Source organism: Novosphingobium sp. GV079 (assembly GCF_003058045.1).
Taxonomy (GTDB): domain Bacteria; phylum Pseudomonadota; class Alphaproteobacteria; order Sphingomonadales; family Sphingomonadaceae; genus Novosphingobium; species Novosphingobium capsulatum.
In genome coordinates, this window is the sequence record NZ_QBUE01000002.1 from 217,018 (window position 1) to 241,424 (window position 24,407).

Sequence of the window (24,407 nt, forward strand, 5' to 3'; positions counted from 1 at the left end):
TCGGCATTACGACGGGTTATACTTGGCCAGCCATGCCCCGATCGCGTCAAGCATCGCCTTGCGATCATCAAGCCGGGTGAAATAGTGATCGGCCTTGGGCAGGCTGACGTAATCCACCGTCTTGCCCGCTGCGCGCATCCGGCTGGCCATGGCATCGGAATGGCTCACCGCCACGGTCACGTCCTTGCGCCCATGGATAAGCAGCAAGGGCGCCTTGATCCGATCCACCGCGTTGAGCGGGGAAACCGCGGCGAAATCGGGCGTCATCGCTTTCCAGTCGTCGGAATACTTGCCTTCCATGTAATAGTTGCCGAAGTCGTTCACCTCGCGGCGCAGGCTGGCCACGCCCGAGATCGAAACGCCGCAGCGATAGAGATCCGGGTCCTTGGCCAGGCCCCACATCGTGGCATAGCCGCCATAGGATGCGCCGACGATGCACGCCCGCTTGGGATCGGCCAAGCCTTCACTCACGGCCCAGGCCAGACCATCGGTGATGTCATCCTGCATCGCCAGGCCCATCTGCCCCTCGCCCTTGTGCTGGAAATCGGCGCCATAGCCGGTGGAGCCACGGAAGTTGGGCTGGATCACCAGATAACCCCGGCTGGCGATATACTGCGCCAGATAGTCCCAAATGGCGACATCCTGCGCCCAGGGGCCGCCATGGGGCAGCATCACCACCGGCAAATTGTGTGCCTCGCGCCCCTTGGGCGTGGTCACCACTGCCTCGATGCTCAAACCATCGCGGGCCTTGTAATGCACGGTCTTGACCGGCGAAACCGGCACCTGCTTGAGCTTGTCGTTGAACACGGCAACGCGTTGCATCATCCCGCCATCGAGGCTGAAGTAATAGAGCGCGCCGGGGCTGTCAGGCCGGGCCAGAGTCAACAGCATGGCGCGGCGATCCGCGCTCAGGCTGGAAATCTCGACGCTGACCTTTTGCGGTTCGACCGACTTGTCGAACGCGGCCTGGAGTTCAGCCATGTCCTTGTCCAGCCAGTGCACGCGATCGGGCATGTCCGAGGTCGTCACGCCCAGCACGGCAGAACGGTCTTCCGACAGGTACGTATGCGCGATTTCGGTTCCGGCCGGTGCCTCGAACAGCATGCGCCCGGTCTGCTGGGTCAGCATGTTGATTTCGTAGAGCCGGTCGCGGCCATCATCACCCGTCAGCACGGCAATCGCATTGTCGGTTCCGGGCACGAACAGGATCGGATCGAGCAGGGATTCGTGGGCCTTGCTGCTGGCGCGGTCGATCGTGCGCAACTGCTGGCTTGGGTCGGCACCGCGATAGTACAACTGCGACATCCGGCCCGACTTGGTCACCGAAACCCCGCTGCGCACCACGCCGTTGCCGTCGGCCTGCCAGCTCAGCACGCCGTCGCGCGAGCTTTGCACCACATGCTCACGCCCGGTGGCCAGATTGACGCGGTGCACGGACGGGAAGAACCCTTCGTCCAGGTACATCGAATGCTGCGCGGACAGCAGGATTTCAGGGGTGCCGTCATGGGCAACCCAGATCACGTCGGCGACATTCTGGCCGGCGAGCGTCCACAACAGCCGCGTGACCTTGCCGGTCTTGCGTTCGATGGAGATCAGCCGGCTGACATAGGTGCGGTCGGCCGAGTCCGGCATCGGCAACAGCGCGCGCAGCTTCACCAGGAGATAGTCATCGCCAACCCACTGCACCCAATCGGCCTCGGTCTGGTCGGGCACAGCCAGGTTCATCGGCTTTTCCTGGGGATCGAACAAGTTGCGAATGCCGATCACCTGGGTACCGCCCATGCCGAACTTCCCGGCAATGCGCCGCCCATCAGGCGATAGCGCCCCATCGGCAAAGAACGGAATCTGGGCAAACGCGTCTGCATCGAGCACAGGGGCAGGCGCTGCCTTCTGTGCAGGAGCAGCAGAGGCTTGAGCCGGTGCCGGCGTCGATGCGGGTGTTGCCGCAGTCTGCGCCGCAGCCGGGGCAGCAGCCATCATGCTTGTCGCCAGCGCCAGTGCCAGCACCGATCCCGACCGCGCAACGCCTGCCCCCAGCCGTTGCGTCGCCACCATTCCCCCGTTCCGCATCTTGCCCCCTAATCCGAATGTTTTCAGAGTTATGCGGATTGCATGCGATAGTCCATCCTGCGGCCCGGCAAATAATGCCAACACGGATGAGATTGCTACTTGCCGCCGTGCCCGGTGCGCACCAGCGCCTACACCCCTGCGTTTCCGGGCTAAGCATACCATGGGGCAAGACCGGCTTTCTCCCCTTGCCCCATGCTGCGTTTGCGCTAAGGACGACTCGTTGAAGCCGACTTGGCCTTGCCGGCCAGCGGCCCAGTGCAGCAGGACCCGGTTTTATGGCGACTTTCACGCTCCCCAAGAACTCCACGATCACCGGCAAGGCGCGCCACCACGCGGCCGCCACCAACGGCAAGATCAAGAAGTTCAAGGTCTATCGCTATGACCCCGACAGCGGCGAGAACCCGCGCTACGACACGTTCGAGATCGATCTCGAACAGTGCGGCCCGATGGTGCTCGACGCGCTGATCAAGATGAAGGGCGAGCAGGACCCGACGCTGACCTTCCGCCGCTCGTGCCGCGAAGGGATCTGCGGATCGTGCGCGATGAACATGAATGGCCGCAACGGCCTGGCCTGCACCACCGCGATCGAAGACCTCAAGGGTGAAATCCGCATCACCCCCCTGCCCCACATGCAGGTGATCAAGGACCTCGTCCCCGATTTCACGCACTTCTACGCGCAATATGCCTCGATCCGTCCCTGGCTGCAGACCGTGTCGCCCACGCCCTCGGGCAAGGAGCGCCTGCAGAGCCCGGAACAGCGCGAAAAGCTCGATGGCCTGTACGAATGCATCCTGTGCGCGTGCTGCTCCACGTCGTGCCCCAGCTATTGGTGGAACTCCGACAAGTTCCTCGGCCCGGCAATCCTGCTCCAGGCCTATCGCTGGCTGGCCGACAGCCGCGACGAAATGACCGGCGAGCGCCTCGACGAGCTGGAAGATCCCTTCCGCCTCTATCGCTGCCACACGATCATGAACTGCGCCAACGTGTGCCCCAAGGGCCTTTCGCCCGCACGCGCCATCGCTGAAATCAAGAAGATGCAGGCCGAGCGCGCGATCTGACGCGCCAGGCTTGGCCTTTTCCCTTCGCGTCATTCCCGAACGCCGGCCGGTTCACCCGGCCGGCGTTTCGCTTTTCCCAAGGCCCGTCTCTTTATCATGACCCGCATTTCCCAGCGCTATGCCCAACTCGTCGCCTCGGGCGAATTGCGCCCCGATCCAGAGCAGGCCGCCGCTGCCAACCGTCTGGACCAGCTGCAGCAGGAATTGGAAAGCCCGCCGCCAGCCCCCGGCCTGTTCGGCCGCCTGCTGCGTGGCAAGCAGGCACCTGTGCCGCGCGGGCTTTACATGTGGGGTGGCGTCGGGCGCGGCAAATCGATGTTGATGGACCTGTTCCACGACAATCTCGCCATCACGGCCAAGCGCCGCGCGCATTTCCACGCCTTCATGCTCGACGTACACGCGCGCCTGCGCGAGGCGCGCAAGAGCGAGAGCGGCGATCCGATCGTGCCGGTGGCGGCCAGCATCGCGGCCGAGTGCCGCGTGCTGTGCTTTGACGAAATGGTGGTCAACAACAGCGCCGACGCCATGATCATGAGCCGGCTGTTCACCGCGCTGATCGTGGAACATGGCGTGGTGATCGTCACCACCAGCAACCGCGCTCCGTCAGAGCTGTACAAGAACGGGCTCAACCGCGAGCATTTCCTGCCGTTTATCGCGCTGGTGGAAGAACGGCTCGACGTGCTCGCGCTCAATGGTCCGGTCGACTACCGCTTGCAGCGCCTGCAGGGCGTGGGCACCTGGCACGTGCCCAATGGCCCGGCGGCCACCGAAGCAGTGCGCGAGGCGTTCTTCCGCATGACCGACTTTGCCCCGGAAGACAGCGCCAACGTGCCCAGCGCCGATCTCGATCTGGGCGGCGGACGCACGCTGCATGTTCCCAAGAGCCTCAAGGGCGTCGGCGTGTTCAGCTTCAAGCGGCTGTGCGCGCAGCCGCGCGGCGCGTCGGATTACCTGGCGATCGCCCATGCCTATCACACGGTGATCATCGTCGGCATCCCCCGCCTGGGGCCGGAACAACGCAACGAGGCGGCGCGTTTCGTGACGCTGATCGACGCACTGTACGAACACAAGGTCAAGCTGATCGCGACGGCCGATGCCGAGCCCGTTAACCTTTACGAATCGGGCGATGGCCGGTTCGAATTCGATCGGACCATCAGTCGACTAATGGAAATGCAAAGCCAGGACTATCTGGCCCTTGGCCACGGCAACGAGTGAGCCTGACCGAAGACAAATTTATTTATTCCGAAAATACGAAAGCCCGCGATTATTCATCGCGGGCTTTTGCTTTTTGGTAGGAATTAACAGGCCAGGCCGGTCATCACTTAAGATTTCTCCGGATACCCAGCGTATTCCTATTTCGGCATTAGCCGAACAGCAGGCGAAGCAGCATGAAAACCTCCATCCACGGTTAGAGGCCTTTGAATATCACTAAGTTCCTTGGTTAACAAGAAGTAAACAATTGCAAATTCGGCGCAAACCGTTGCAGCCGTCCCGTTTCGGAACAGCCAAGCCCATAGATTTGCAGGGAATTGTGCTACCGGAGGCGCCCGCGCACCGATGAGCCAGCTAGGGCTTGCCCTTAAGCGCAGCGAGACAAGATTAACCAATGGGATAAGCGCGGATCGCGCGAAGAAGGCCGCTCGAGTCGGGCGTAGAACGAGGACACCTCGTGCGCCCAGGCAAGGGAGACGGAAACGCTGCCTTAGGTGGTTGGAAGGGTCAGACAGCCCTGCTGTGCCGCATCAGGCGCGCTTGGTAATCGCGGAACATCACGTCAAAAGGTTGCGGCTTGCTGAGGTAATAGCCTTGGGCATGATCGCAGCCGAGCGCCGCCAGTAGGTGGAAGGTCGCCTCGTCCTCAATGCCCTCGGCCACCACCGCTTGGCCCAGCGCATGGGCCAAGCCGATCGTGCTGGTGATGATCGCACGGTCACGGTCGCTGCTGAGCAGGCGCGAGACAAAGCGCCGGTCGATCTTGAGTTCGTCGCTGGGCAGATCGGCCAGATAGGCTAGGCTGGCTTCACCCGTACCGAAATCGTCGATCGACAGGCGAAAACCCAGATCACGCAAGCGCGACATGTTGCGCACGGCATCGCCCCGATTGTTCATGCCTGATGTCTCGGTGATCTCGATCGTCAGCAAGCCAGGGTCGATGCCACGGCGCGTGACGATCTCACGGAAATTCTCGACCAGATCAGGCTTGTCCACCATCTGCCCGGACAGGTTGATGCTCATCTGAAAGCGTGAGCCCAGGGCATTGACGGCTTGCGCGGCAGTGATGGCCTCTTCCAGCACCCAATAGGTCAGCGCATCGATGCGCCCTGCCCGCTCAGCCTGAAGGATGAACGCATCGGGCGCGATGTAGCCGCGCGTCGGGTGGTTCCAGCGGATCAGCGCCTCGGCGCCGGAAATGCGCCCGGTGCGATAATCCCACTGTGGCTGGAACGCCAACCAGATGTCGCCGTTGCGCAGCCCCTCGTCGATGCGCGCGTGCAACGACAGTTCCCAAGGCGCCTCGGCCAACCGGTGCGCCTCGAACACTTCCACCGGGCGGCCATTGCTCAGCGCTTCGTTGGCACTGGCCAGCGCCGAATTGACGCGGGTCAGCGCGTCGAGCCCCTCGTTACGATCGAGACCGAAGTGGATATTGGTGTCGAAGGTATGTGTGCCAATCTGCAAAGGCGCGGAAAAAAGGGCACGCAGCCCTTCCAGGTGGCTCAATTGGACATCGAGCGGGCGTGCCTCTTCAGCCCAGGCAAAATGCCCGCCATCCCCGTGGAAAATCTGGCCTGCGCCAGATCCCACCGACAGTCGTCGGGCGATTTGATTGGCACATTCCCCATGCAGATCGCGGGGCAAAGTCGCGAGAATCTCTTCGTATCGCCCAACCACTGCCACGATCACATCACGTCCCACCTCGATCGGGTGGGACGACAGGGCAAGAAAGTTCGGCAATCCTGACGTGCTAGTCTGTTGAATGCGTCGGGTGCGCCGCTGCCACAGCCGGATCGCCCCGTAGATCGACATGAACGTCATGGCGACATCTGGATGGACTACCAAGCCGAGGAAGCGAACCGAGATCGGCAGGAACACCAGGATCATCGTCAGCGCGACATAGGCCATGTTCTTGGCTGCGCGGCGTTGCATGCGGTTGGTCAGCAGCACCGTGCCCACCGCCAGCAACAGCAGCGGCAGGAACGACAGATCAGCGTTGAGTGGGCGCTTCAGCCCTTCCGCGCCCGCGATGTCGAGCGAGACCGGCGGCTTGATGCCGTGCCCGAGGTACCGCATCGGTGCGATGCCATTGGACGCCGTGATAACCACGGTCCGCCCCGTCAGCAAACCGGGAGAATAGCCATTCTGGAGAAGCGTGCGCGCGCTAACCTGGGGGATCGTGGCGGGATCGACCGTGAAATCAGGATAGAAAGTGCCGGGCGGAACCGCCTTCAAACCCGCAAGCGCGACTGCGAACGCGGGATATGTCCGCTCTCCGATCGTCACCGAATAGGGTGCGGAGACGGCAGCGTGGATGAAGTTGTCGTTCCAAGAGGAAACATAGATGGGATGCTTGCCGGCAATCTCCCGGGCCGGAAAGGTAAAGGCGCTCTTGTCCTTGCGATTGGCTTCGCTCGCGCGCGCGACGAACGCGACGTCGGTGCCGTAGCTGTCGATGATGGCCTTGAGTTGCTTGTCCCCGCTGGCATCAAGCCCGTAGGGAATGCGCAAATCCACGAATACCTGCCGCGGCATCTGCCGCCGCACTCCCTCCAACACGCGCGCTTCGGTCGCCGTATCCAGTTCCGGCATGCCATCGACCGACACCACCACCACCGACGAGGGCGCCGGGCGCGTCACAAAGTGAAAAGCCGTATTCCAATAGACGTGGCGCGGAATGTCCGTGATGCTCAAAAGCGGCTGCCAAAGCGCCAGGCTCAGCAGCAGCGATATTCCGATCGGTGATCGTAGAAACTTTCGCATGGACCATCGGCGCAGTTGGATTACCCTACGGGGCTAGTCCGAAATGGTTTAGATCACCTTACCGTTTACCACCGATGGTAACAGGCGAGGCACCATGTGCCCGCCAAGGCTATGACGACAAAGCCGTATCCAGCCGAGCCAAACTGCGGTCGAGCATCAGCAATTGCCACAGGACGCGGCTGTTATCGGCCCTTCCGGCGATATGCGATTCGGCCAGCGTGGCGATGCGGGTGGCATCGAACCAGCCGGTGCGGGTGAGTGCGCCACCCGTGGCGATCGCGCGCGCTGCGCCAGCCAGCGGGCCACGCAGCCAAGCGGCGATCGGCGTAACGAAGCCCATCTTGGGCCGGAACAGCACATCATCGGGCAGATAGCGGCGCATCGTCTGCTTCATCAGCCATTTGCCGGTGGCGCCATGCACGCGCATCGCCTCGGGCAGGCCGGCGGCAAATTCGATCAGGCGGTGGTCGAGCAGCGGCTCGCGCGCCTCAAGGCTCACAGCCATGCTGGTGCGATCAACCTTAGTCAGGATATCGCCGGGCAACATGAACTTGAGATCGGCATATTGCGCGCGGTCGAGCCCGCTGCGCGCCGGCGCCTGGCGCATCAGGTCGATCAGCGGCGTCTCAGCCCGGTAATCGCCACGCAGCCGCAGGAACTCAGGGCTGAACAGCGCGGCACGCGCCTCTGGCGCGGTCACCGCCACGGCGCGGGCATAGCCGGTCTCGCCATCTTCGGCCAAGCTCTGGAACGTGGCCTTGGCGCGCAGCGGGCGCGGCGCCCAGTCTGCCTTGGGATAGAGCCGGCCCAGCGCACCGAACAGCGGGCGGCGCAGCCCGGCGGGAACCAGGGCGCGCGCCTGTTCTTCGCGGTGGTGAAACACCTGACGGCGATAGCCGGCAAAGGCCTCGTCCGCGCCATCGCCCGACAGCGCCACCGTAACATGCTGCCGCGCCAACTCGCACACGCGGAACGTGGGCAGCGCCGAAGCATCGGCAAAGGGTTCGTCGAACATCGCCACCAGCCGGTCGACCAGTTCGAAATCATCGGACGATACGGTGCGCGCATGGTGCTGCGTGGCAAAGCGCTGCGCCACCGCGCCGGCCCAGCTGGTTTCGTCAAGCGCGGCAACGTCAAAACCGATCGCGCAGGTCTTGACCGGATCGCGGCTGGCCTCGGCCATCAGCGCCACCACGGTGGAACTGTCCACCCCGCCCGAAAGAAATGCGCCCAGCGGCACATCGGCCGCCATGCGCGAGGTGACCGCCTTGCGCAGCCGGTGCAGCAGATGCGCTTCGAGGTCTTTTTGGCTGGCCTTGTCCCGCTCGGCAAACGAGACATCCCACCAGCGTACGCTGGGCGGCGGCGGTGCATCGTGGCGCAGCAGGCGGTAATGCCCGGCCGGCAGCTTTTCCACCCCGGCCAGGATCGCGCGGCCATCGGGCACAAAGCCCCAGGCGAGGTAATCCTCCACCGCCAGTGGGTCGACCGTCCGCCGCAACATCGGATGGGCCAGCAACTGCTTGAGTTCCGATCCGAAGATCACGCTGCCATCGGCCAGCGTGGCCATGTGCAGCGGCTTTACCCCCAGCCGGTCCCGCGCCAGGAACAGCGTGCGGGCGCGTTGGTCATAAAGGGCAAAGGCAAACATGCCGTTGAACCGCGCCAGGCAATCGACGCCCCACTGCTGCCAAGCGGCGAGGATCACCTCGCTATCGCCGTCGGTGCGGAACCGCGCGCCCAGGGCCGCCAGTTCGCGGCGCAGTTCCTGGTAGTTGTAGATTTCGCCATTGAACACCAGCACGGCGGCGCCATCGGCGCTGGCCATGGGCTGGGGCGATCCGGCCAAGTCGATGATCGACAGGCGGCGGTGGCCCAGCCCCACGCCAGGCGCAGTCCACACGCCATGGCCATCGGGGCCGCGGTGCGCGATGACATCGCCCATGGCGCGCAGCCGTTCCGGATCGACCGGCTTCATCCCCTGGGTGTGAAAGATCCCCGCAATGCCGCACATGCCTTGAAAACCAGCCCCCTATTGCCCGCGCGAAACGGTATCGATCCAGCGGTCCAGCGGCCCGGTGGCCGCCACGAAAGCGGCCAGGGCCGGCGCGGCGGGCGCCCCGGCATTGTCTTCGCTCGACAGAATCAGCGTGGCCGTGGGCCGCGCGCGCAGCAAGAGCCGGTCAGCAATGTTCCACAGCTTGAGCGCCATGTTGCTGCTGCCCAGCCAGCCATCGGTGCGATACCAGGTCATCGCCAGGCGGTGCACCGGGCCAGGCGCCTGGATCATGTCACCCTTGCCACCGGCGATGCTTGGCGCCGGCTTTTCCCAGGCCCAGCCGCTGCCCGGCGGCACGGCCCCTTCGCCAAAACCACCCGCCTCGCGCCCATCCCCCTGCCCGGCGTAGAGCGCAAACGACACGTCCACGACATGGCCGGCATCATCGGCATAGCGGCCGAGCAGACGATGATCGGCGCCGCCATGGCGCGGCTGCCAGGGCCAGCCGCCCGGCGCTGCCACGCGGTGCCAGCCGGGAACGGCCGGCAGGTCGATACGGGCTGGCAGTGGCGCAGCCAGGCGCCCTGCCGCCGCGCCCCAGCCCACGAACGCCAGCGCCAACGCGGCCAGCACACCCAGCGCGAGCCCCTGCCCCACGCGTGCCCGCGCCGCCCAGGCCAGGCGTCGATCGGCCAGGATCGCGGCGACAGACACCGGCGGATCATCCCGTGCCCGATCGAAGAACGGCCAGCCGGCTAGCATGGTCAGCGCCATGACCACGGCAAAGAACACCCAGCCGTAAAACACATGGTCAAACCCGGCGGCAAACTGGATACCGCGCCAACCGGCAATCACGATAGTGCCCCAGGCGCGCACCCCGTTGGCCAGGATCGGCACGATCAGGGCCATGGCCATGAACGCGGCGCGGCGCGGCCAGCGGCGAAAGCACACCTGGCACACCAGCACGCCATAGGCGACCATGGCGATCAGGAACTTCACCCCCGAACAGGCCTCGGCCACCTTGAAATAGCCCGCCGGCGTGGTGATGAACACGCCATCGAGTGCAGCAGGAATGCCCACCAGGTGCAACAGTACCATGACGATCCGCGCCGTCACGATCTGCAGCAGTGGGATCAGTTCATCCCCGAACGGCACCAGGAACAGCATATAGGCCAGCGGAAACAGCAGCGCCGCGCCCAGGCGCGGCCCCATGATCGCCAGGAAGCTGGCCTGCAGCATCACCACGCAAGCTGTCTGCGTCACCAAGGAGAAACCGGCGAAGTCCCCCAGCATCCACAGGAACGCCGCCCCGGCAAACATCACCAGACCCGGCCACCAGCCTTGCGCCGCAATCTGCTGCAGCGCGGGCCAGCGCATCGACACCAACCACGCCAGGATCGCCGGCACCAGCAGGATGTGGTTATAGGTGGAGCTATCCCACCACTGCCCCGCCATCGCCAGCCAATCGGCATGGAACAAACCGATCAGGCCCAGCCAGCACAAGCCCAGCATGACCCAGGGCACAACACCGGTGGCCGCCCCATCGCGCACAGCGAGCGAGGATACGTGATCCTCCCCACTCGTGGGGAGGTGGCGGGCCGCAGGCCCGACGGAGGGGTTTTCAAGCCGCACGGCGGCCAAACCGGCGATCAAGGCCAACCAGGCCAGGCAACGGCGCCAGCACCCGGTCCCACCCGCACTGCGCGATGACGAATGCACGCGCGGCGCGGCCCAGGGCATCGGCGCGGATCGTGTCGGTCAGCAAGCCCACGGCGCGTGCCGCCAATTCTTCGGGGTCGGCCGGCGAAATGGCAAAGTCGCGCCCGTCCGCAGCGGCAATGCCGGTGGCGGCTTGCGGGGTAAGCAGCACCGGGCGGGCCATGGCCATGGCTTCCAGCACCTTGTTCTGCACCCCGCGCGCCAGGGTCAGCGGCACCACGACCAGATCGGCCCCGGCCAGCCAGGGGCGCACATCAGGCACCGCGCCGGTCACCCGCGTGCCATTCACGCCATCGAGCGCCAAGACGGGCGCGGTCGGCGCGCGGCCCACCACATTGAACTGCGCGCCGGGAAAGCGCCCCTTGATCAGCGGCATGACCTGCCGTGCAAAGGTGACCACCGCCTCCACATTGGGGGGATAGTCCATCTGCCCGGTAAACACGATCTGCGGCCCGCCCATGACCAGCTCGGGCGCCATCGGAATACCCGCCGGATCGAACAGCGCGGTATCGATGCCGTTGCCCAGCGCCCGCACGTCGGGGATCGGCCCCCGGCCCAGGCGGCTGCGCAGCAGGTCTGCTTCCGCCTCGCTCACCAGCAAGCTGGTGGTGGCGCGCCGCGCAATCCGCGCCTCATAGCGGCGCAGCAACCACGCCTCGCGCAGATAGACCGGCGCGCCCAGCCCGGGGCGCCGGCCATATTGGCCGAACTTGGCTGAATCCACGTCGACAAAGTCCATGACCACCCGGCCCAGGAACGAGACCGGCACGTATTGCGCCATCTGCCCGGAAAACACAAAGATCGTCGAGATCGGCCGGGTTGCCAGTACCTGCTTCACATAGCGCGCCAGCCGGGTGGACGCGAACGCTGCCAGGCTGATCGGCCGGCCCGAAAGCATGGCCGAAAGCCCGGCACCGATCAGCGATCCGCGCCGCCGCACCAGGCAATGGCTTGCCGCGACGGCCGCCAGTTCCGCTTCGTGCGCCATGTCCTGGGCATTGTCGGCGAGGCACGCCACGTGCACCGGCGCCAGCGCGGCCAGGGCCTTGAGGATGTGGTGCGAGCGAATCTTGTCGCCCCGGTCGGGCGGGAACGGGATGCGGTGCGCAAGGAACAGGATTTCGCCCATGCCCGTCAGGCCAGCCCGCGCGCGATCACCGGCCCGATCAGGTTGGCCACGGGCAGTGGCAGCTTCTGCCACAAGCGAATCTTGGCCTGGTAGCGCGGGCTCAGCGGGTTGACGTCGCGCCGTGCCTGCCCATCGGCAGTCCACTGCGCATAGGACAGCGGCTGGGGCACGAAGCCCCAGTTGCGCTTGAAGTGATAGGCGCCCGAATCCACCTTGGAGCGGCCGAAATCGAAGTGCGTCATGCCACGCCGGCGCGCGTGGTTCATCAGCGCGTGATACATCACGTCGTTGGCGCGCAGGGCCCGCGCGGCAAACACTCCGCCGCCCCAATAGGGCATGACCGCGCCGCGGTGATAAAGACTGAGCACGCTGGCCACCGGCTGCCCCTGGTGCAGCACGGTCAGGATATCGGCATCATCGCCAAAGGCGTCGAGCACGCTGGCAAACAACCGGCGCGGGAACACCGGCGTGCCCAGGTTGCGCACGGATTCGGCATACACGCGGTAGTGCCAGGCGCGATCCTGCGCGCTGTTCCCGGTGCGAATTTCCAGCGGCTGGGCCAGGCCCTTGCGCAGTTCGGCGCGCTGTTTGCGCGGCACGGCCTGCAACTGCGCCGCATCGTCCGCCGCCAGCGGCATGACGAAGCCGGCGTGGCTGTCGTGCTTCACATGCCAATCCGGCCCTTGCGGCAGCACCCCTCCGCGCAGTTCGATCGTCGGGCTGTTGAGCTGGCGCGCCAGATCCTGCGCGGCGCCGATCAGCGCGGGCGCGGCGGCCTCGTCGCCCACCACCCCGCCGCCCACGGCAAAGCCGGTCGAGACCAGCGCACGCCCAAACAGCCACGACGATACGGCATGCAGCGGCAGCGCCGCGACGATGACGCCGGCCTGTTCGGCCAGCAACAGGCGGCTGGCATGGCCGCTGCCGCGCGCCACGCCATCAAGCCAGCGGGGATCATGAAAAACGGTCGCATGGTCCTGCCCGGCCAGGAAACGGACATAGGCGTCCAGATCGGCCGCCTGCGCCTCGCGCACTTGCGGCGCGGCCAGGCGGAACGGCGCGTTCATGCCGCCGCCGCTGCGGGCAGCGCCGCGTCACGGCTGGCCACCCAGGCGGCTTCGGCTCGCGCCACTGCGTCCATCCGCCCCCAGGAAAAATCACGCAGCAGCCGCTCCAGCTTGCCGGCCATGGCTGAAAGGTTGGTGTAATGGCGAAAGCGCGAACGCCATGGCGCATCGGCGCGGCGCGGCTGATCGGGATCGATTTCCCAGGGATGGAAATAGAACGCCGCCGGGCGCCCAGCAGCATTGACCTGCCGCACCGCCCAGGATGACACGCCATAGGGCAGCAGGCGGAAAAAGCCGCCACCACCCGCCGCCATGCGCCGCCCGGCCACTTCGGCCGTCGTCACCGGAATTTCCAGCAGGGCACTGCCCGGCACAGGGCGAAATGCAAAGCGCGGCGCCTCGCGCCAGCCATAGTGATCGTGAACGATCGGCGCCACGGAAGAGGAATAGGCATAGCCGGCCTGCGCCAGCACTTCGTGCGCCCAGGGCGTGCGTGCATCGATCGAAAAGCTCGGTGCGCGATAGCCCGTCACGGCCTGCCCGCTCGCCTGTTCCAACGCATCGCGCGCGCGCGCCAGATCGGCGGCAAACTGTGCCGCGTCCATCGTGAATACACGCTGATGATCCCAGCCGTGACTAGCCACCTCGTGCCCGGCATCGGCAATGGCGCGCACCAGCGTGGGATGGCGCTGCGCCACCCAGCCCAGCGTGAAGAACGTGCCCTTGGCGCCGGTAGCGGCAAACATCGCCAGAATGGTCTGGACGTTGCGCTCCACCCGCGAATCCAGCCCATCCCAGGCGGCGCGGTCGATCACCTTTTCAAAGGCGCCAACCTGAAACCATTCCTCAACATCGACCGACAGGCCATTGATGACAGGCGCAGACATGGATGGGCTGCTTTCGTTCAGGCCGCGCGCTTGGGGCGGTCAGTCTCGAACCATTCGATCAGCATGGTCAGCACGTGGCGAATGGCCTGCTCCTGCTCGGCCAGGCGATGCTCCAGCACGCCGATGCGCGCGGCGGCATCGCTCAGCGCGGCTTCCAGCGCCTCGGTGCGCGCCGTGCCATCGGCCTCGGCCGCAGCGGCTTCGTCACCGTGGGCCGCGCGCATTTCGGCCACTTCGATCACCGCCTGCTGCAGTTCGGCGATCTGCTCGTCGCGGCTGGCCATGGCCGCCTCGATCGCGGCGAGATCGAAATCGTGGCGCGTGGTGCGGCTGCCGTCGCCCTCAGGCTTGGCCTGGCCCTGCCCTTCGCCGTGGAAGGTATCGGCCGTCAGCCCCAGTGCCTGCGACGATGCCGCCTCGGGCATGGCAGACGAAGCAGCGGCCGGGGCAGCGGCGGGCGCCGGCGCGCTTTCCACCGAAACGGCGCTGTCAGACGCCATGTCATCCAGCACGGCATGCAGCAGCCCGGCCTCGATCCGGCTCGCCTGCTCCAGGGCGCCGGCCAGCAAGACGCGGCTCAAGATCTGGTTCACCCGGCGCGGCACGCCGCCGCTGGCGCGGGCAAGATCGGCAAAGAAGCGCGGCTCGAACGCCGGGTTGCCGTTCCATCCCGCGCGCACCAGGCGATGCTCGACATAGGGGCCGACTTCTTCGGGCTCCATCGGCGCCAGATGGTGCGTGGCGATCACGCGCTGGCGCAGTTGTTCCAGCCGGGGCGACTGTTGCAGCAGCGTGCGGAATTCGGGCTGGCCCAGCAGCAGGATCTGCAACAGCGGATGCGCGCCGAGCTGGAAGTTCGACAGCATGCGCAGCTCTTCCAGCGCTTCCACGCTCAGGTTCTGCGCCTCGTCCACCACCAGCAGGCAGCGCCGCCCGGCGCGGGCCTCGTCATGCAGGAACGCCTCGATCCGGGCCAGGGCGGCGGCCTTGTCGTGCCCGGCCACATCCAGGCCAAACGCGCGCGCGGCCATGTGCACCAGCTCCTGGCCATCGAGCTTGCTGGTCACGATCTGCGCGGCGGTCAATTGCGCACGGTCGATGCTGGCCAGCAGGTGCGCCGCCAGCGTCGATTTGCCCGCGCCCACCTCGCCGGTGATGACGATGAAGCCCTCACCCTGCGCCAGGCCATAGCCCAAGTATGATAGCGCCTTCTTGTGCGTGGCGCTTTCGAAATAGAAATCGGGATCGGGCGTCAGCTGGAACGGACGGGCCGAAAGGCGGTAAAAGTCATCGTACATCGGCGTTACGCCTCCAGAACCGTCAAAGCGTGTAGCGCAGGCCGATCAGGCCTGTCGCTTCCAATTGGTCCGCAGCCAGATCGCGGCTCACCCCGTCAAGCCCAACCGAAGCCGTTGCGGTGAGACGATCGGCCAGGCGGCGATAGTAAGATGCATAAATGCCATAGGAATTGGTCGTTCCCAACAGCGCGGTGCCACTATCGTACCAGGCATCGTAAACCGCCACGCTGAAGCTGGCATCGCGGCCCAGCTGGCCCGAAACTCCGCCAGTCACGTACCAGTTCTGGTCCATCGTGCCATTGGCTTGGGCCAGCACCGTGCCCGGCGCGGCAATGAAGCGGCGGCGGACATAGCCCGCGCCCACGCCCAGGCGCAGCCGGCCCATGGCAAAGCCATAGGTCGCGCTCACCCCGCGCTGGCGGAAGACCGAGGACGATACCGACGACAGCGCGCCGTTGACGCACGAACCGCCCGTCGCCCCGATGCCGCAGCCGGTCGCGCCGCCCGCAGCAAAATCGGTCGGCACCTGGCGCAGCGCGTTCGACAGGCTCGATCCGAAACCGGAAATGCCATCGAACACCGAGATGTTGAGCGAGCTGCGCGTGTTGGGCGCATAGGAAAAGCTGCCGAAATAGGTCGTGCTGTCATAGCGGCGGCCGATAAAGGCAGAGAGCGACGTGCGCCGGCTCGGCCGCCACATCACGCCCACGTCCCAGGTCAGCCCGTCGCTGTCATAGGCGATGCGGCGCGGCTGGCTCTTGTCGGTGACATAGCGGCCATCGCTACCGATCACCGGGTTGCCATTGGCATCGCGCAGCGCATCGCGTGACGAAACGCGGATATGCTCCCAGCCCACGTCGCCCACCAGTTGCACTGTGCGGCTCACCGGCAAGGTTGCCTGCACGCCGGCGCGCTTGTCGTCGATGCGCTGATCGAGGTTGGAGATATCTTCACGGTCCCACCCGGCGCTGGCGACCAGGCCGACCGGCAGCACCGTGCCGGCCTTGGTCCCGGCCGAAACCTGCGCCGATTGCATCAGCGAATGGTTGAACAGGTCGATGCGCGGTTGCCCAGCGGCAGGCTGATAGGCGTTCTTCTGCGTCAGCTTGGTATAGCCGGCCAGGTAGTTGGCATTGATCGCCACGTCGCCGGCATGGGTCGTCAGGTTCGGTCCGGCATAGACCGAATAGACCTGGCTGATCGCATCGTTGACCGACAGCGGGTTGAGCGAGGCCGAACCATTGGCCTCCACCCGGGTGCGCGCGGCAAGGGCACCGGCATCGATGCTCAGCGTGCGCGGGATCAACTGGTGCGAGACGCGCGCCAGGCCGGAAATCGTGTCGGAATCGCCAACCTGCCCCTTTTCGACAAAGCGACGTTCATAGCGCACCGAAATCTGGCCCTGCGTGCGTCGCCCGGCCAGCGTGGCATCCACCCCGGCGGCCAGCGCGGTATAGGTCACCACGTCGTTGCCCGGCGTGATCTGCGCCAGCAGGTTCTGCGTCACTTCCAGATAAGGACGGATCGTAGTGCGCACGCCCGAACCCACGCCGCGTGCGCTGCCGTGCCCATCGCTGCCGCCACCGGAAGGCGCAGCGGGGCGATCGTCGCTGCCCACCTGATAGGGCAGAACCTGTGCCTCGGCCGCCGTCGCGCCCGCCAGGCAAGAGCCGGCCAGCAGACCGCCCAGGATAAGGGAACGCGCGCGTTTCATTCCTTGTATCCGTAATAGGTGCCAAAGCGCCGCCCGGTGGGCGAAAACCGCGTGCCGTTGAGCAAAAGCTTGATGTCCGCGCAGCCCGACAGGATGCCGACGGCATCGCGCAGCGCGGCCTCGCCGGTCACGTCGGCGCGCACGACCATCACCGCCTGGCCCACGTGCATGGCCAGTTCCGATGCCGGCGAGGCTGCCAGCGCCGGCGGGCTATCGAAAATGACGATGCGATTGGGTGACTGCGCGGTCAGCCGGTCAAGGATCGCGCGGGTGCGGACCGAAGCCAGGTATTCCGTGTCAGAGCCGGTCTGGTTGCCCGCCGGCAGCACCGAAAGACCAGGAATGTCGGTGGGAATGATGCATTCCTCCACCATCACTTCGGGATCGGCCAGCGCATCCATCAGCCCCGGCCCGCCCGGTAGTCCAAGCGTGGACAGCACCGAAGGCTTGGCAAAGTCGGCGTCGACCAGCAGCACTTCGTTGTCCTTTTCCGCCGCGATCGACAGCGCCAGGTTCACCGCGCAGAACGTCTTGCCCTCGCCTGGATGGGCAGAGCAGACCAGAATGCGCTCGCCATGGCGGGCAGTGCGGCCGGCGCGCGAATCGGCGGCTTGCAACAACAACTGCCGCTTGACGATGCGGAACTCTTCCAACAGCGCGCTGACCTGGCCTTCCGGCTCGATCAGGCACTGCTCGCGCAGCAGGCGGCGATCGATCGGCTGCGGCGCCTTCTTGAAGCGCTGGCGCGAGGGAATGCCTTCCAGCGCCGGATTGGCAAAGGGCGCCGGCGTGCCGGGATCAGCCGGCGCGGCATCGGCACTGGCCGGAACGAACACCTGCGCGCCCTCGGGTGCGAACGGGGCAGCGGGTGCTGGCTCGGCGGCTTCGGGCGCGGGCACTTCGGGCTGAACCGGCTCGGCCATCGGAGCGGCGGGCGCTAGCGATGCAGCCACCGGAGCGGCAGGAGCCGGCGGCACGGGCGGCAGCACCGGCGCGCGCAGGTGCTGGCGGAAATCGAACGTCCCGGCCGCCCGCTCGATCAGCGAAGGGCCAGCCTTGCGTGGCTCGCTTTCGGGCGGCCTATCTTCCGGCGGCTGGGGCGTGTTGCTCTGGTCCGTCATGTCCTGCACCCTCATGCCACCATCCGCCGCTTCATGAATTCCACGGCCAGCAGCACGAACAATACCAGCACTAGGCCAGCCGTGGCACCACCGAACAGTTTCAGCTGCTTCCACTGCCGCGCCCGCGCTGCGGCGGTCTGCGTCAGCGACACCGAGCCCAGTACGATCATGCCCGTGGCCCGCTCCAGCTGGCCCGTGGTGGCATAGCTCGAACGCAGTTGCGCCATAGCAAAGGCCGCACCACAGCCCGCTGCCAGGCCGACGACAAGCACCAGCATCAGCAGCAGCGGCCGATCGGGCGCAGAGGGCCCGCGCGGCGTGCTCGGCGGATCGATCACGTCGAACTTGACCGAGTTGTGCTCGCTTTCCACTTGCCCGCGCAGGCGCAGCTGCTCGCGATCGCGCAGCAGCTTGTCGTACTGGTCCTTGAGCACGTCATAATCGCGGTTGATCCGCGCCGCTTCGGCGGCAACCGCCGGCTCGCTGTATTGCTGGCCGGTCAACTGGCCGATTTCCTGTTGCAACGAGGCCTTGCGCGATTGCAGCGACACCAGGCTCGCCTCACGATCAGCCTTGATCGACTGCAGCGAGGCATAGGCCGGGTTGGGCGTGCCACCACTCTTGCCTTCGGCGGCGGCCTGCCGTTGCAGGCTGGCGATCTGCGCCTTGGCCGCCAGGACATCGGGATGGCTGTCGGTCAGCCCGCGCGCCTTCATCGAGGCCAGGTCTGCCAGCGCCTGGGCCAGCGCGCCATGCGCGCCACCCTGGGCGCCAGGAATGGTGATCGTCGGGGCCGTGCCGGAAAGCTGGCCATTGATCGAGGCCAGCGCGCTCTGCGCTGCCAGAAGATCGGATTCCACCCCGCGCAATTCGGTGCGCGCGCCTTCCAGCTTGGCCGTGACCGAGCCTGTGCCCGGCATAAGCGCGGCATTCTTGGCTTCGAACTCCTGGCGCTTCTGCTCGGCCGCCTCCAGGTCCTTCTGCCGATCGGCCAGCTGCTGATCCATGAAGGCCAGGCTGTCGGTCATCTCGCCGCGCCCGCCGGCCAGGTTTTCCTCGCGGAAGATATCGATCATCTTCTGCACCACGTCCTGCGCCAGCTTGGCATTCTGCGCATCGGTATAGGAACCACGGCCCGATGTGGCGCTGATCTCGAACAGGTTGTCCTGCTGGCTGACCACCTTGATCTGCGTGGCCAGCCCCGCCACGGCCGATTCCATCTGCTTGTCGTTGGTGACCTTGTCGCCCAGGCGGGTGGCGCGCACCACCTTTTCCAGATTGACCGTACTGGTCAGCGTCTGGCGCACCCGCTCGATATCCTGCTTGGCATTGCCGCCGATGCCGATCTGGTCGGACAGGACATCGTCGATCTGGATGAAGATGCGCGCCTTGGATTCATAGGAATTGGGCACCATCGCCACGACCAGCCAGCCCAGCAGGCAGACCAGCCAGGCCACGCCCAGCGCCAGCCAGCGGCGGTGCCAGATGCCATAGAGCGCGATGCGCACTTCATCGAGAATGTTGGTCATGCCGCGCCGCGCTCCCGCAGGTGCGGCGCAGGCCTGGTGTGGTGCCCCCGCGCCATCGTCAGAACGTGCTTTCGGGGATGATGATCACGTCACCGGGCATCAGCATGACATTGGCCTTGGTATCGCCCTTGCGCAACAGATCGCCGATGCGCACAGCATATTCGGTCTGCTTGCCGGTGGTCTTGTCAAACCGCACCAGCCGCGCGCGGTTGCCGGCGGCATATTCCGAAAGCCCGCCCACCGCGATCATCGCGTCAAGCAGCGTCATGTTGGCGCGATAAGGGATCGAAGCCGGCTTTTCGGTGGCGCCCACGATGCGCACCTGCTGGCTGAACGTGCCGGCGAACTTGTTGACGATTACCGACACGATCGGTTCTTGAATATACTGCGACAGCTGCAGCTTGATATCCTCGGCCAGCATCGAGGGCGTCTTGCCCACAGCCGGCATGTCGGTGATCAGCGGCGTGGTGATGCGCCCATCGGGCCGCACCTGCACCGAGGCACCCAGTTCCGGGTTGCGCCACACGAAAATGGTCAATTCATCGAGCGGGCCGATCACGTATTCCTCGCCCGGCCCTTCCTGCAGCGCCACGAACGCGGCGGGCGGCAATTGCGGGCCGTGGGCACCACCGGCACAGCCGGTGAGCATCAGCGACAGGCACGCCGTTCCCAGGCCCAGGCGGGCAAGACGCCTGCGCGGGCCGGCGGGCCGTGCGGCGTTCAGGGCTGGGCCGGAATGGAACGGCATCGCAATCGATTCCTTTGTCTGGCTCTTGCGCCGGCCCACGTAGTGTCCCCTATCGGGACCATGGAGACCTGCGACCTTCATCATCGGCTATCGACAAAAAGGGTGAAGATACGGTTATCCTTGTTGCCAACGGGCTTTCCCGACAAGGCGCTTGGTGGCCCGGTCCCAATTCGGGACGGGTGCCCGGGCAAAGATTAACCCACCGTGTGTGCGGCACTTTCCGCCAGGATTTCCGTCGCCGGACCATGCCCCAGGAACGCCGCGGGACTCGCCGTGGCGCCATAGGCACCGGCACAGAACACCGCCACCACATCGCCTTCGGCCGCCACCGGCAAGGCCGCACGGTCTGCCAGCCGATCGAGCGGGGTGCACAGGCACCCCACCACGCTGGCCACCTCATCGGCCGGGGCATCCATGCGTGTGGCCAGCGCCAGCGGATAGTTGCGGCGCACCACGGTGCCGAAATTGCCGCTGGCGGCCAGCTGGTGGTGCAGCCCGCCATCGGTCACCAGGAACACCTCACCCCGGCTTTCCTTGCGCTCGATCACCCGCGCCAGATAGACGCCGGCCTCTCCCACCAGATAGCGGCCCAGTTCCACCGCCAGCCGCGTGTCGCGCAGCTGCGCGGCGTGGCGCTCCAGCTCCTGCGCCAGGGCCGCGCCCACGGCGGGCAGATCGAGCGGCCTGTCGCCGGGGAAATAGGGAATGCCAAAGCCGCCGCCCAGATTGAGCGCGGGCAGCGGTACGCCCGCCTCCTGCGCCAGGCGCAGCGCCAGGTCGAGCGTCGCGGCCTGCGTGGCGATCACCGCCTCGGCATCAAGCGCCTGGCTGCCGGCAAAGATGTGAAAGCCGCGCCAGTCTGCCCCGGCGGCCACGATGCGGCGGGCCAACGCCGGCACATTTTCCGCGTCCACGCCAAAGGGCCGCGCGCCGCCGCCCATCTTCATGCCCGAACCGCGCAAGTCGAAATCGGGATTGACGCGAATCGCCAGCCGGGGCCGCTGGTTGGCGGCAGCGCCCAGCGCCAGGGCGCGCTCCACCTCGCGCGCGGATTCGCAATGCAGCGTCACACCGGCAGCGATCGCGGCGGAAATCTCTGCATCGCGCTTGCCCGGCCCGGCAAAACCGGCATGCGCCGGATCGATGCCCTGCGCGGTCAGCAGTGCCAGTTCCCCGGCCGATGCGATGTCAAACCCATCGACCAGGCCCGCCAGCAGCGCCAGCAGCGGGCCAAAGGGATTGGCCTTGACCGCATAGTGCAGCCGCACCGCAGGCGGCAGCGCCGCGCGCAGTTCTGCCACGCGCGCGCGCACCACGGCGGCGTCATAGACGAACAACGGCGTGCCGTGCTCCTGCGCCCAGGCGCGCGCCGGGCGCCCGGCGATCATCAGGTCTGCCCCCTGGACGGGGAAATGCGGGGGAATGGGGCCAAGCGGTTTCATCTGCCGGGGTCTTATGCCCTGCCAGTCAAGGCATGGTAAAGATCCGCGTAAAGCCCGGCGCGATCATGCTTGCCATTGGCCGAAAGCGGCAGCGCCGCGCGCCAGTGCACCGCGCGCGGCAGCATAAAGGCCGGCACATCCTGGGCCATGGCGGCGCGCAGCGCGGCATCGTCTTCCCCCGCGCCGGGCGTGGCACGGCACACCAGGTGGATCGCCTGGCCCAGCACCACATCAGGCAGGCCCAGCGCCACCACTTCGGCCACCAGCCCAGTGGCGAGCGCGGCTTCCTCCACCTCTTGCGGGCTGACGCGGTGGCCCGAGGTCTTGATCATGGCGTCGCGCCGGCCCACGAAATGGAGCAGGCCTTGGGCATCGCGCCGCACCCTGTCACCAGACCACACCGCGATGCCGCCCATCTGCGAAAACGACGGCGCCGGGCGAAAGCGTTCGGCGGTGCGCGCATTGTCCTGCCAATAGCCTTGCGCCACCAGCGGCCCGGCATGAACCAGTTCGCCCTCTTCCCCGTCGGCCGCCGCCGTGCCGGCATCGCTCACCACCATCACCTCGGCAAAGGGAATCGCCGTGCCGATCGCGGTGGGGTGCGCATCGATCAGCGCTGGATCGAGATAGGTGGAGCGGAACGCCTCGGTCAGGCCGTACATCGCAAACAGGCGCGCGGCGGGAAACAGCGTGCGCAGGCGCCGCACCAGATCGGGGGTGAGCGCCCCGCCGCTGTTGGTCAGCCGGCGCAAGGTTTGCCCGGCATGCTCGGGCCAGGCGCATTCGATCAGTTGCAGCCACAGCGGCGGCACCCCGGCCAGCGTGGTGATGCCATGGCGCGTCACTGCGCGCACCACATCGCGCGGCATCAGGTAATCGAGCGGCACGGCGCAGCCCCCCGCCGCCCAGGCCGACAGCAACTGGTTCTGGCCATAATCGAAAGCTAGCGGCAGCACCGCCAGCACGCGATCGTCGGCCGCAAGCCCCAGGTAATGCGCCACGCTGATCGCGCCGAGCCACAGGTTGGCCTGGCTGAGCATGACGCCCTTGGGCTTGCCGGTGGAACCGCTGGTATAAAGGATCGCCGCCAGGGTGTGCGGCAGCGCGGCCGAGGGTGGCAGCTGTTGCTGGGCATCGAGCGCGGCCAGCACCGCCGCTTCATCATGCACGGCGGCTGCTGCGGCATCGCCGGGCAGCAGGGTTTCCAGCCGGCCGGCATTGCCCAGCAACAACGCGGCGCCGCTGTCTGCCAGGATATGCGCGGCCTGCGCCCGGCGCAGCACCGGGTTGATCGGCACATGCACCAGCCCCGCGCGCACCGCCGCCAAGGGCATGATGCAGGCGATCAGTCCCTTGCCCAGCCACGTCGCCACCCGCGCGCCTGGCGCTGCCCCAGGCTGGGCCGCCAGCCAACTGGCCAATTGCCCTACACGCTGATTTAACCCCTCGTGGCTAAGCACCCCATCCTTGAGCACCAGCGCCGGCGCATCACGCTTGCCGCGCAGGGCAAGATGGTCCAGCGGGTAGACGGCAGGGTCGGGCAAAGGCGTCACGGCACTCCTGACGGAACAAGGAAAGGGAACCAGGCAAAGCGTGGCCTGCCGGGTCTATCATGCCGAACTTGCCCAAGTGCAAGACCATCCGCGCCTTGCCGCGCTGATGGCGCGCGGGGCTGCGGCCGGGCCGTTTGACCGGGCAGACTGGCTGGGGCTGATTGCCGCCCGTGCGCCGAGCCGCGCGTTCCTGGCCGTGGCGGAAGAGCCGGGCTTGGCGGCTCACGCGGAAGGCGCGATGCTGGCGCTGCCCCTGCTGGCAACGCCCCAGGGGCTTGCCGCCTGCACCAACTGGTACAGTTTCTGGGCGCGCCCGCTCACCACCGCGCCCGATCGCGCCGAAGTGCTGCTGGCCGCCATCGCGCGCGATCTGGCGCCCCATGGCGCGATCGATTTTGCCCCGCTGCCCGCGCCAGAGGCCGGCTGGATGGCGCGTGCATTCCGCGCCGCTGGCTGGATTGCTGCAGTCGAGCGAGCCCACGTCAACCGGCACATGAGCGTGCAGGAACGCGATTTTGCCCAGTGGTGGGCCACCCGCCCCGGCGCCCTGCGCGCCACAGTGCGGCGCAAGGGCGCGCGCGGGGCGGTGCAATGCCGCGTCGCCACCCGCTTTGATCCGGCCGACTGGGCCGCCTATGAAGCGGTCTATGCCGCCAGCTGGAAACCGGCAGAGGGCGACCCTGCACTGCTGCGCGCCTTTGCCCAGGCCGAAAGCGCGGCTGGCGCGCTGCGGCTGGGCCTGGCAACAATCGACGGGCAGCCGGTGGCCGCGCAATTGTGGAGTGTGGAGCACGGCACCGCGTTCATCCACAAGCTCGCCCACCGCGACGATGCGCGCGCCGCGTCGCCTGGAACGCTGCTGTCGGCGGCGCTGTTTGCCCATGTGATCGATCATGATGGCGTCGCGGCGATCGATTTCGGCACGGGCGATGATCCCTACAAGGCAGACTGGATGGACCACACGCGCACCCGCTGGCGGCTGCGCGCGCACCATCCTGCGGCCTGGCGCCACTGGCCAGCGCTGGCGCGCGGGTTGGCCCGGCGCCTGGCCGGGCGCACGCTGCTTGCCCCGCCGCCGGGCGATGGGTAAGGCGC

Annotated in this window: 17 protein-coding genes; 3 read left to right on the forward strand and 14 right to left on the reverse strand. The window is 66.5% G+C overall.

Annotated elements, in window-relative coordinates:
• Positions 1 to 6: 6 nt before the first annotated feature.
• Positions 7 to 2,055: a S9 family peptidase gene (locus C8K14_RS02895; protein WP_133726749.1), complete on the reverse strand. Its 2,049-nt coding sequence runs from the start codon at positions 2,053 to 2,055 to the stop codon at positions 7 to 9.
• Between the two features lie 290 nt (positions 2,056 to 2,345).
• Between C8K14_RS02895 and C8K14_RS02900 the strand changes: the two genes are divergently transcribed.
• Positions 2,346 to 3,128, forward strand: a complete 783-nt coding sequence (locus C8K14_RS02900) for a succinate dehydrogenase iron-sulfur subunit (RefSeq protein WP_022675959.1) — start codon at positions 2,346 to 2,348, stop codon at positions 3,126 to 3,128.
• A gap of 96 nt (positions 3,129 to 3,224) precedes the next feature.
• A complete protein-coding gene (gene zapE / locus C8K14_RS02905) occupies positions 3,225 to 4,343 on the forward strand; it encodes a cell division protein ZapE (RefSeq protein WP_107715634.1) in 1,119 nt (372 codons plus the stop codon).
• A gap of 504 nt (positions 4,344 to 4,847) precedes the next feature.
• Here the strand turns inward: zapE and C8K14_RS22975 are convergent.
• From C8K14_RS22975 to C8K14_RS02970, 13 genes are all read right to left on the reverse strand, one after another.
• Positions 4,848 to 7,037: an EAL domain-containing protein gene (locus tag C8K14_RS22975; RefSeq protein WP_233250870.1), complete on the reverse strand. Its 2,190-nt coding sequence runs from the start codon at positions 7,035 to 7,037 to the stop codon at positions 4,848 to 4,850.
• Positions 7,038 to 7,215: 178 nt separating this feature from the next.
• Positions 7,216 to 9,120, reverse strand: coding sequence for an XrtA/PEP-CTERM system amidotransferase (locus tag C8K14_RS02915; protein WP_107715635.1), 1,905 nt, complete (start codon positions 9,118 to 9,120; stop codon positions 7,216 to 7,218).
• An 18-nt stretch (positions 9,121 to 9,138) separates the two neighbouring features.
• Positions 9,139 to 10,758 (reverse strand): exosortase A, encoded by a 1,620-nt coding sequence (gene xrtA, locus C8K14_RS02920; RefSeq protein WP_233250871.1) that lies wholly within the window; start codon positions 10,756 to 10,758, stop codon positions 9,139 to 9,141.
• Complete coding sequence (locus C8K14_RS02925; protein WP_369974030.1) at positions 10,727 to 12,025, reverse strand: TIGR03087 family PEP-CTERM/XrtA system glycosyltransferase; 1,299 nt, start codon at positions 12,023 to 12,025, stop codon at positions 10,727 to 10,729. Before C8K14_RS02925 ends, xrtA begins: the two co-directional genes overlap by 32 nt.
• Positions 11,959 to 13,020, reverse strand: coding sequence for a FemAB family XrtA/PEP-CTERM system-associated protein (locus C8K14_RS02930; protein ID WP_107715637.1), 1,062 nt, complete (start codon positions 13,018 to 13,020; stop codon positions 11,959 to 11,961). Before C8K14_RS02930 ends, C8K14_RS02925 begins: the two co-directional genes overlap by 67 nt.
• On the reverse strand, positions 13,017 to 13,907 hold the full coding sequence (locus C8K14_RS02935) for an XrtA system polysaccharide deacetylase (RefSeq protein WP_107715638.1): 891 nt from the start codon (positions 13,905 to 13,907) through the stop codon (positions 13,017 to 13,019). The genes C8K14_RS02930 and C8K14_RS02935 overlap by 4 nt, the downstream gene beginning before the upstream one ends.
• Before the next feature lie 17 nt (positions 13,908 to 13,924).
• Complete coding sequence (locus C8K14_RS02940; RefSeq protein WP_107715639.1) at positions 13,925 to 15,205, reverse strand: XrtA/PEP-CTERM system-associated ATPase; 1,281 nt, start codon at positions 15,203 to 15,205, stop codon at positions 13,925 to 13,927.
• Between the two features lie 22 nt (positions 15,206 to 15,227).
• Positions 15,228 to 16,919 (reverse strand): preprotein translocase subunit YajC, encoded by a 1,692-nt coding sequence (locus C8K14_RS02945; protein WP_107715640.1) that lies wholly within the window; start codon positions 16,917 to 16,919, stop codon positions 15,228 to 15,230.
• Complete coding sequence (locus tag C8K14_RS02950; protein WP_107715751.1) at positions 16,916 to 18,040, reverse strand: AAA family ATPase; 1,125 nt, start codon at positions 18,038 to 18,040, stop codon at positions 16,916 to 16,918. Before C8K14_RS02950 ends, C8K14_RS02945 begins: the two co-directional genes overlap by 4 nt.
• Positions 18,041 to 18,051: 11 nt before the next feature.
• Positions 18,052 to 19,569: an XrtA system polysaccharide chain length determinant gene (locus tag C8K14_RS02955; protein WP_107715641.1), complete on the reverse strand. Its 1,518-nt coding sequence runs from the start codon at positions 19,567 to 19,569 to the stop codon at positions 18,052 to 18,054.
• Positions 19,570 to 19,627: 58 nt separating this feature from the next.
• A complete protein-coding gene (locus C8K14_RS02960) occupies positions 19,628 to 20,218 on the reverse strand; it encodes an XrtA/PEP-CTERM system exopolysaccharide export protein (protein WP_231627739.1) in 591 nt (196 codons plus the stop codon).
• 293 nt (positions 20,219 to 20,511) lie between these two features.
• Positions 20,512 to 21,759, reverse strand: a complete 1,248-nt coding sequence (locus C8K14_RS02965; RefSeq protein ID WP_107715642.1) for a pyridoxal-dependent decarboxylase, exosortase A system-associated — start codon at positions 21,757 to 21,759, stop codon at positions 20,512 to 20,514.
• Between the two features lie 11 nt (positions 21,760 to 21,770).
• Positions 21,771 to 23,312: an acyl-CoA ligase (AMP-forming), exosortase A system-associated gene (locus C8K14_RS02970; RefSeq protein WP_107715643.1), complete on the reverse strand. Its 1,542-nt coding sequence runs from the start codon at positions 23,310 to 23,312 to the stop codon at positions 21,771 to 21,773.
• Positions 23,313 to 23,352: 40 nt separating this feature from the next.
• Here C8K14_RS02970 and C8K14_RS02975 point away from each other — a divergent pair, with 40 nt between their 5' ends.
• On the forward strand, positions 23,353 to 24,402 hold the full coding sequence (locus C8K14_RS02975; protein WP_233250872.1) for a GNAT family N-acetyltransferase: 1,050 nt from the start codon (positions 23,353 to 23,355) through the stop codon (positions 24,400 to 24,402).
• The last annotated feature ends 5 nt before the right edge of the window (positions 24,403 to 24,407 follow it).

Bases quoted from the DNA above. Each gene is read 5' to 3' on its own strand.
- C8K14_RS02955 (WP_107715641.1), bottom strand. From the start codon at position 19,569: ATGACCAACATTCTCGATGAAGTGCGCATCGCGCTCTATGGCATCTGG.
- C8K14_RS02895 (WP_133726749.1), bottom strand. From the start codon at position 2,055: ATGGTGGCGACGCAACGGCTGGGGGCAGGCGTTGCGCGGTCGGGATCG.
- C8K14_RS02900 (WP_022675959.1), top strand. From the start codon at position 2,346: ATGGCGACTTTCACGCTCCCCAAGAACTCCACGATCACCGGCAAGGCG.
- C8K14_RS02965 (WP_107715642.1), bottom strand. From the start codon at position 21,759: ATGAAACCGCTTGGCCCCATTCCCCCGCATTTCCCCGTCCAGGGGGCA.
- C8K14_RS02950 (WP_107715751.1), bottom strand. From the start codon at position 18,040: ATGACGGACCAGAGCAACACGCCCCAGCCGCCGGAAGATAGGCCGCCC.
- C8K14_RS02940 (WP_107715639.1), bottom strand. From the start codon at position 15,205: ATGTACGATGACTTTTACCGCCTTTCGGCCCGTCCGTTCCAGCTGACG.
- zapE (WP_107715634.1), top strand. From the start codon at position 3,225: ATGACCCGCATTTCCCAGCGCTATGCCCAACTCGTCGCCTCGGGCGAA.
- C8K14_RS02935 (WP_107715638.1), bottom strand. From the start codon at position 13,907: ATGTCTGCGCCTGTCATCAATGGCCTGTCGGTCGATGTTGAGGAATGG.
- C8K14_RS02960 (WP_231627739.1), bottom strand. From the start codon at position 20,218: ATGCTCACCGGCTGTGCCGGTGGTGCCCACGGCCCGCAATTGCCGCCC.
- C8K14_RS02915 (WP_107715635.1), bottom strand. From the start codon at position 9,120: ATGTGCGGCATTGCGGGGATCTTTCACACCCAGGGGATGAAGCCGGTC.
- C8K14_RS02930 (WP_107715637.1), bottom strand. From the start codon at position 13,020: ATGAACGCGCCGTTCCGCCTGGCCGCGCCGCAAGTGCGCGAGGCGCAG.
- C8K14_RS02945 (WP_107715640.1), bottom strand. From the start codon at position 16,919: ATGAAACGCGCGCGTTCCCTTATCCTGGGCGGTCTGCTGGCCGGCTCT.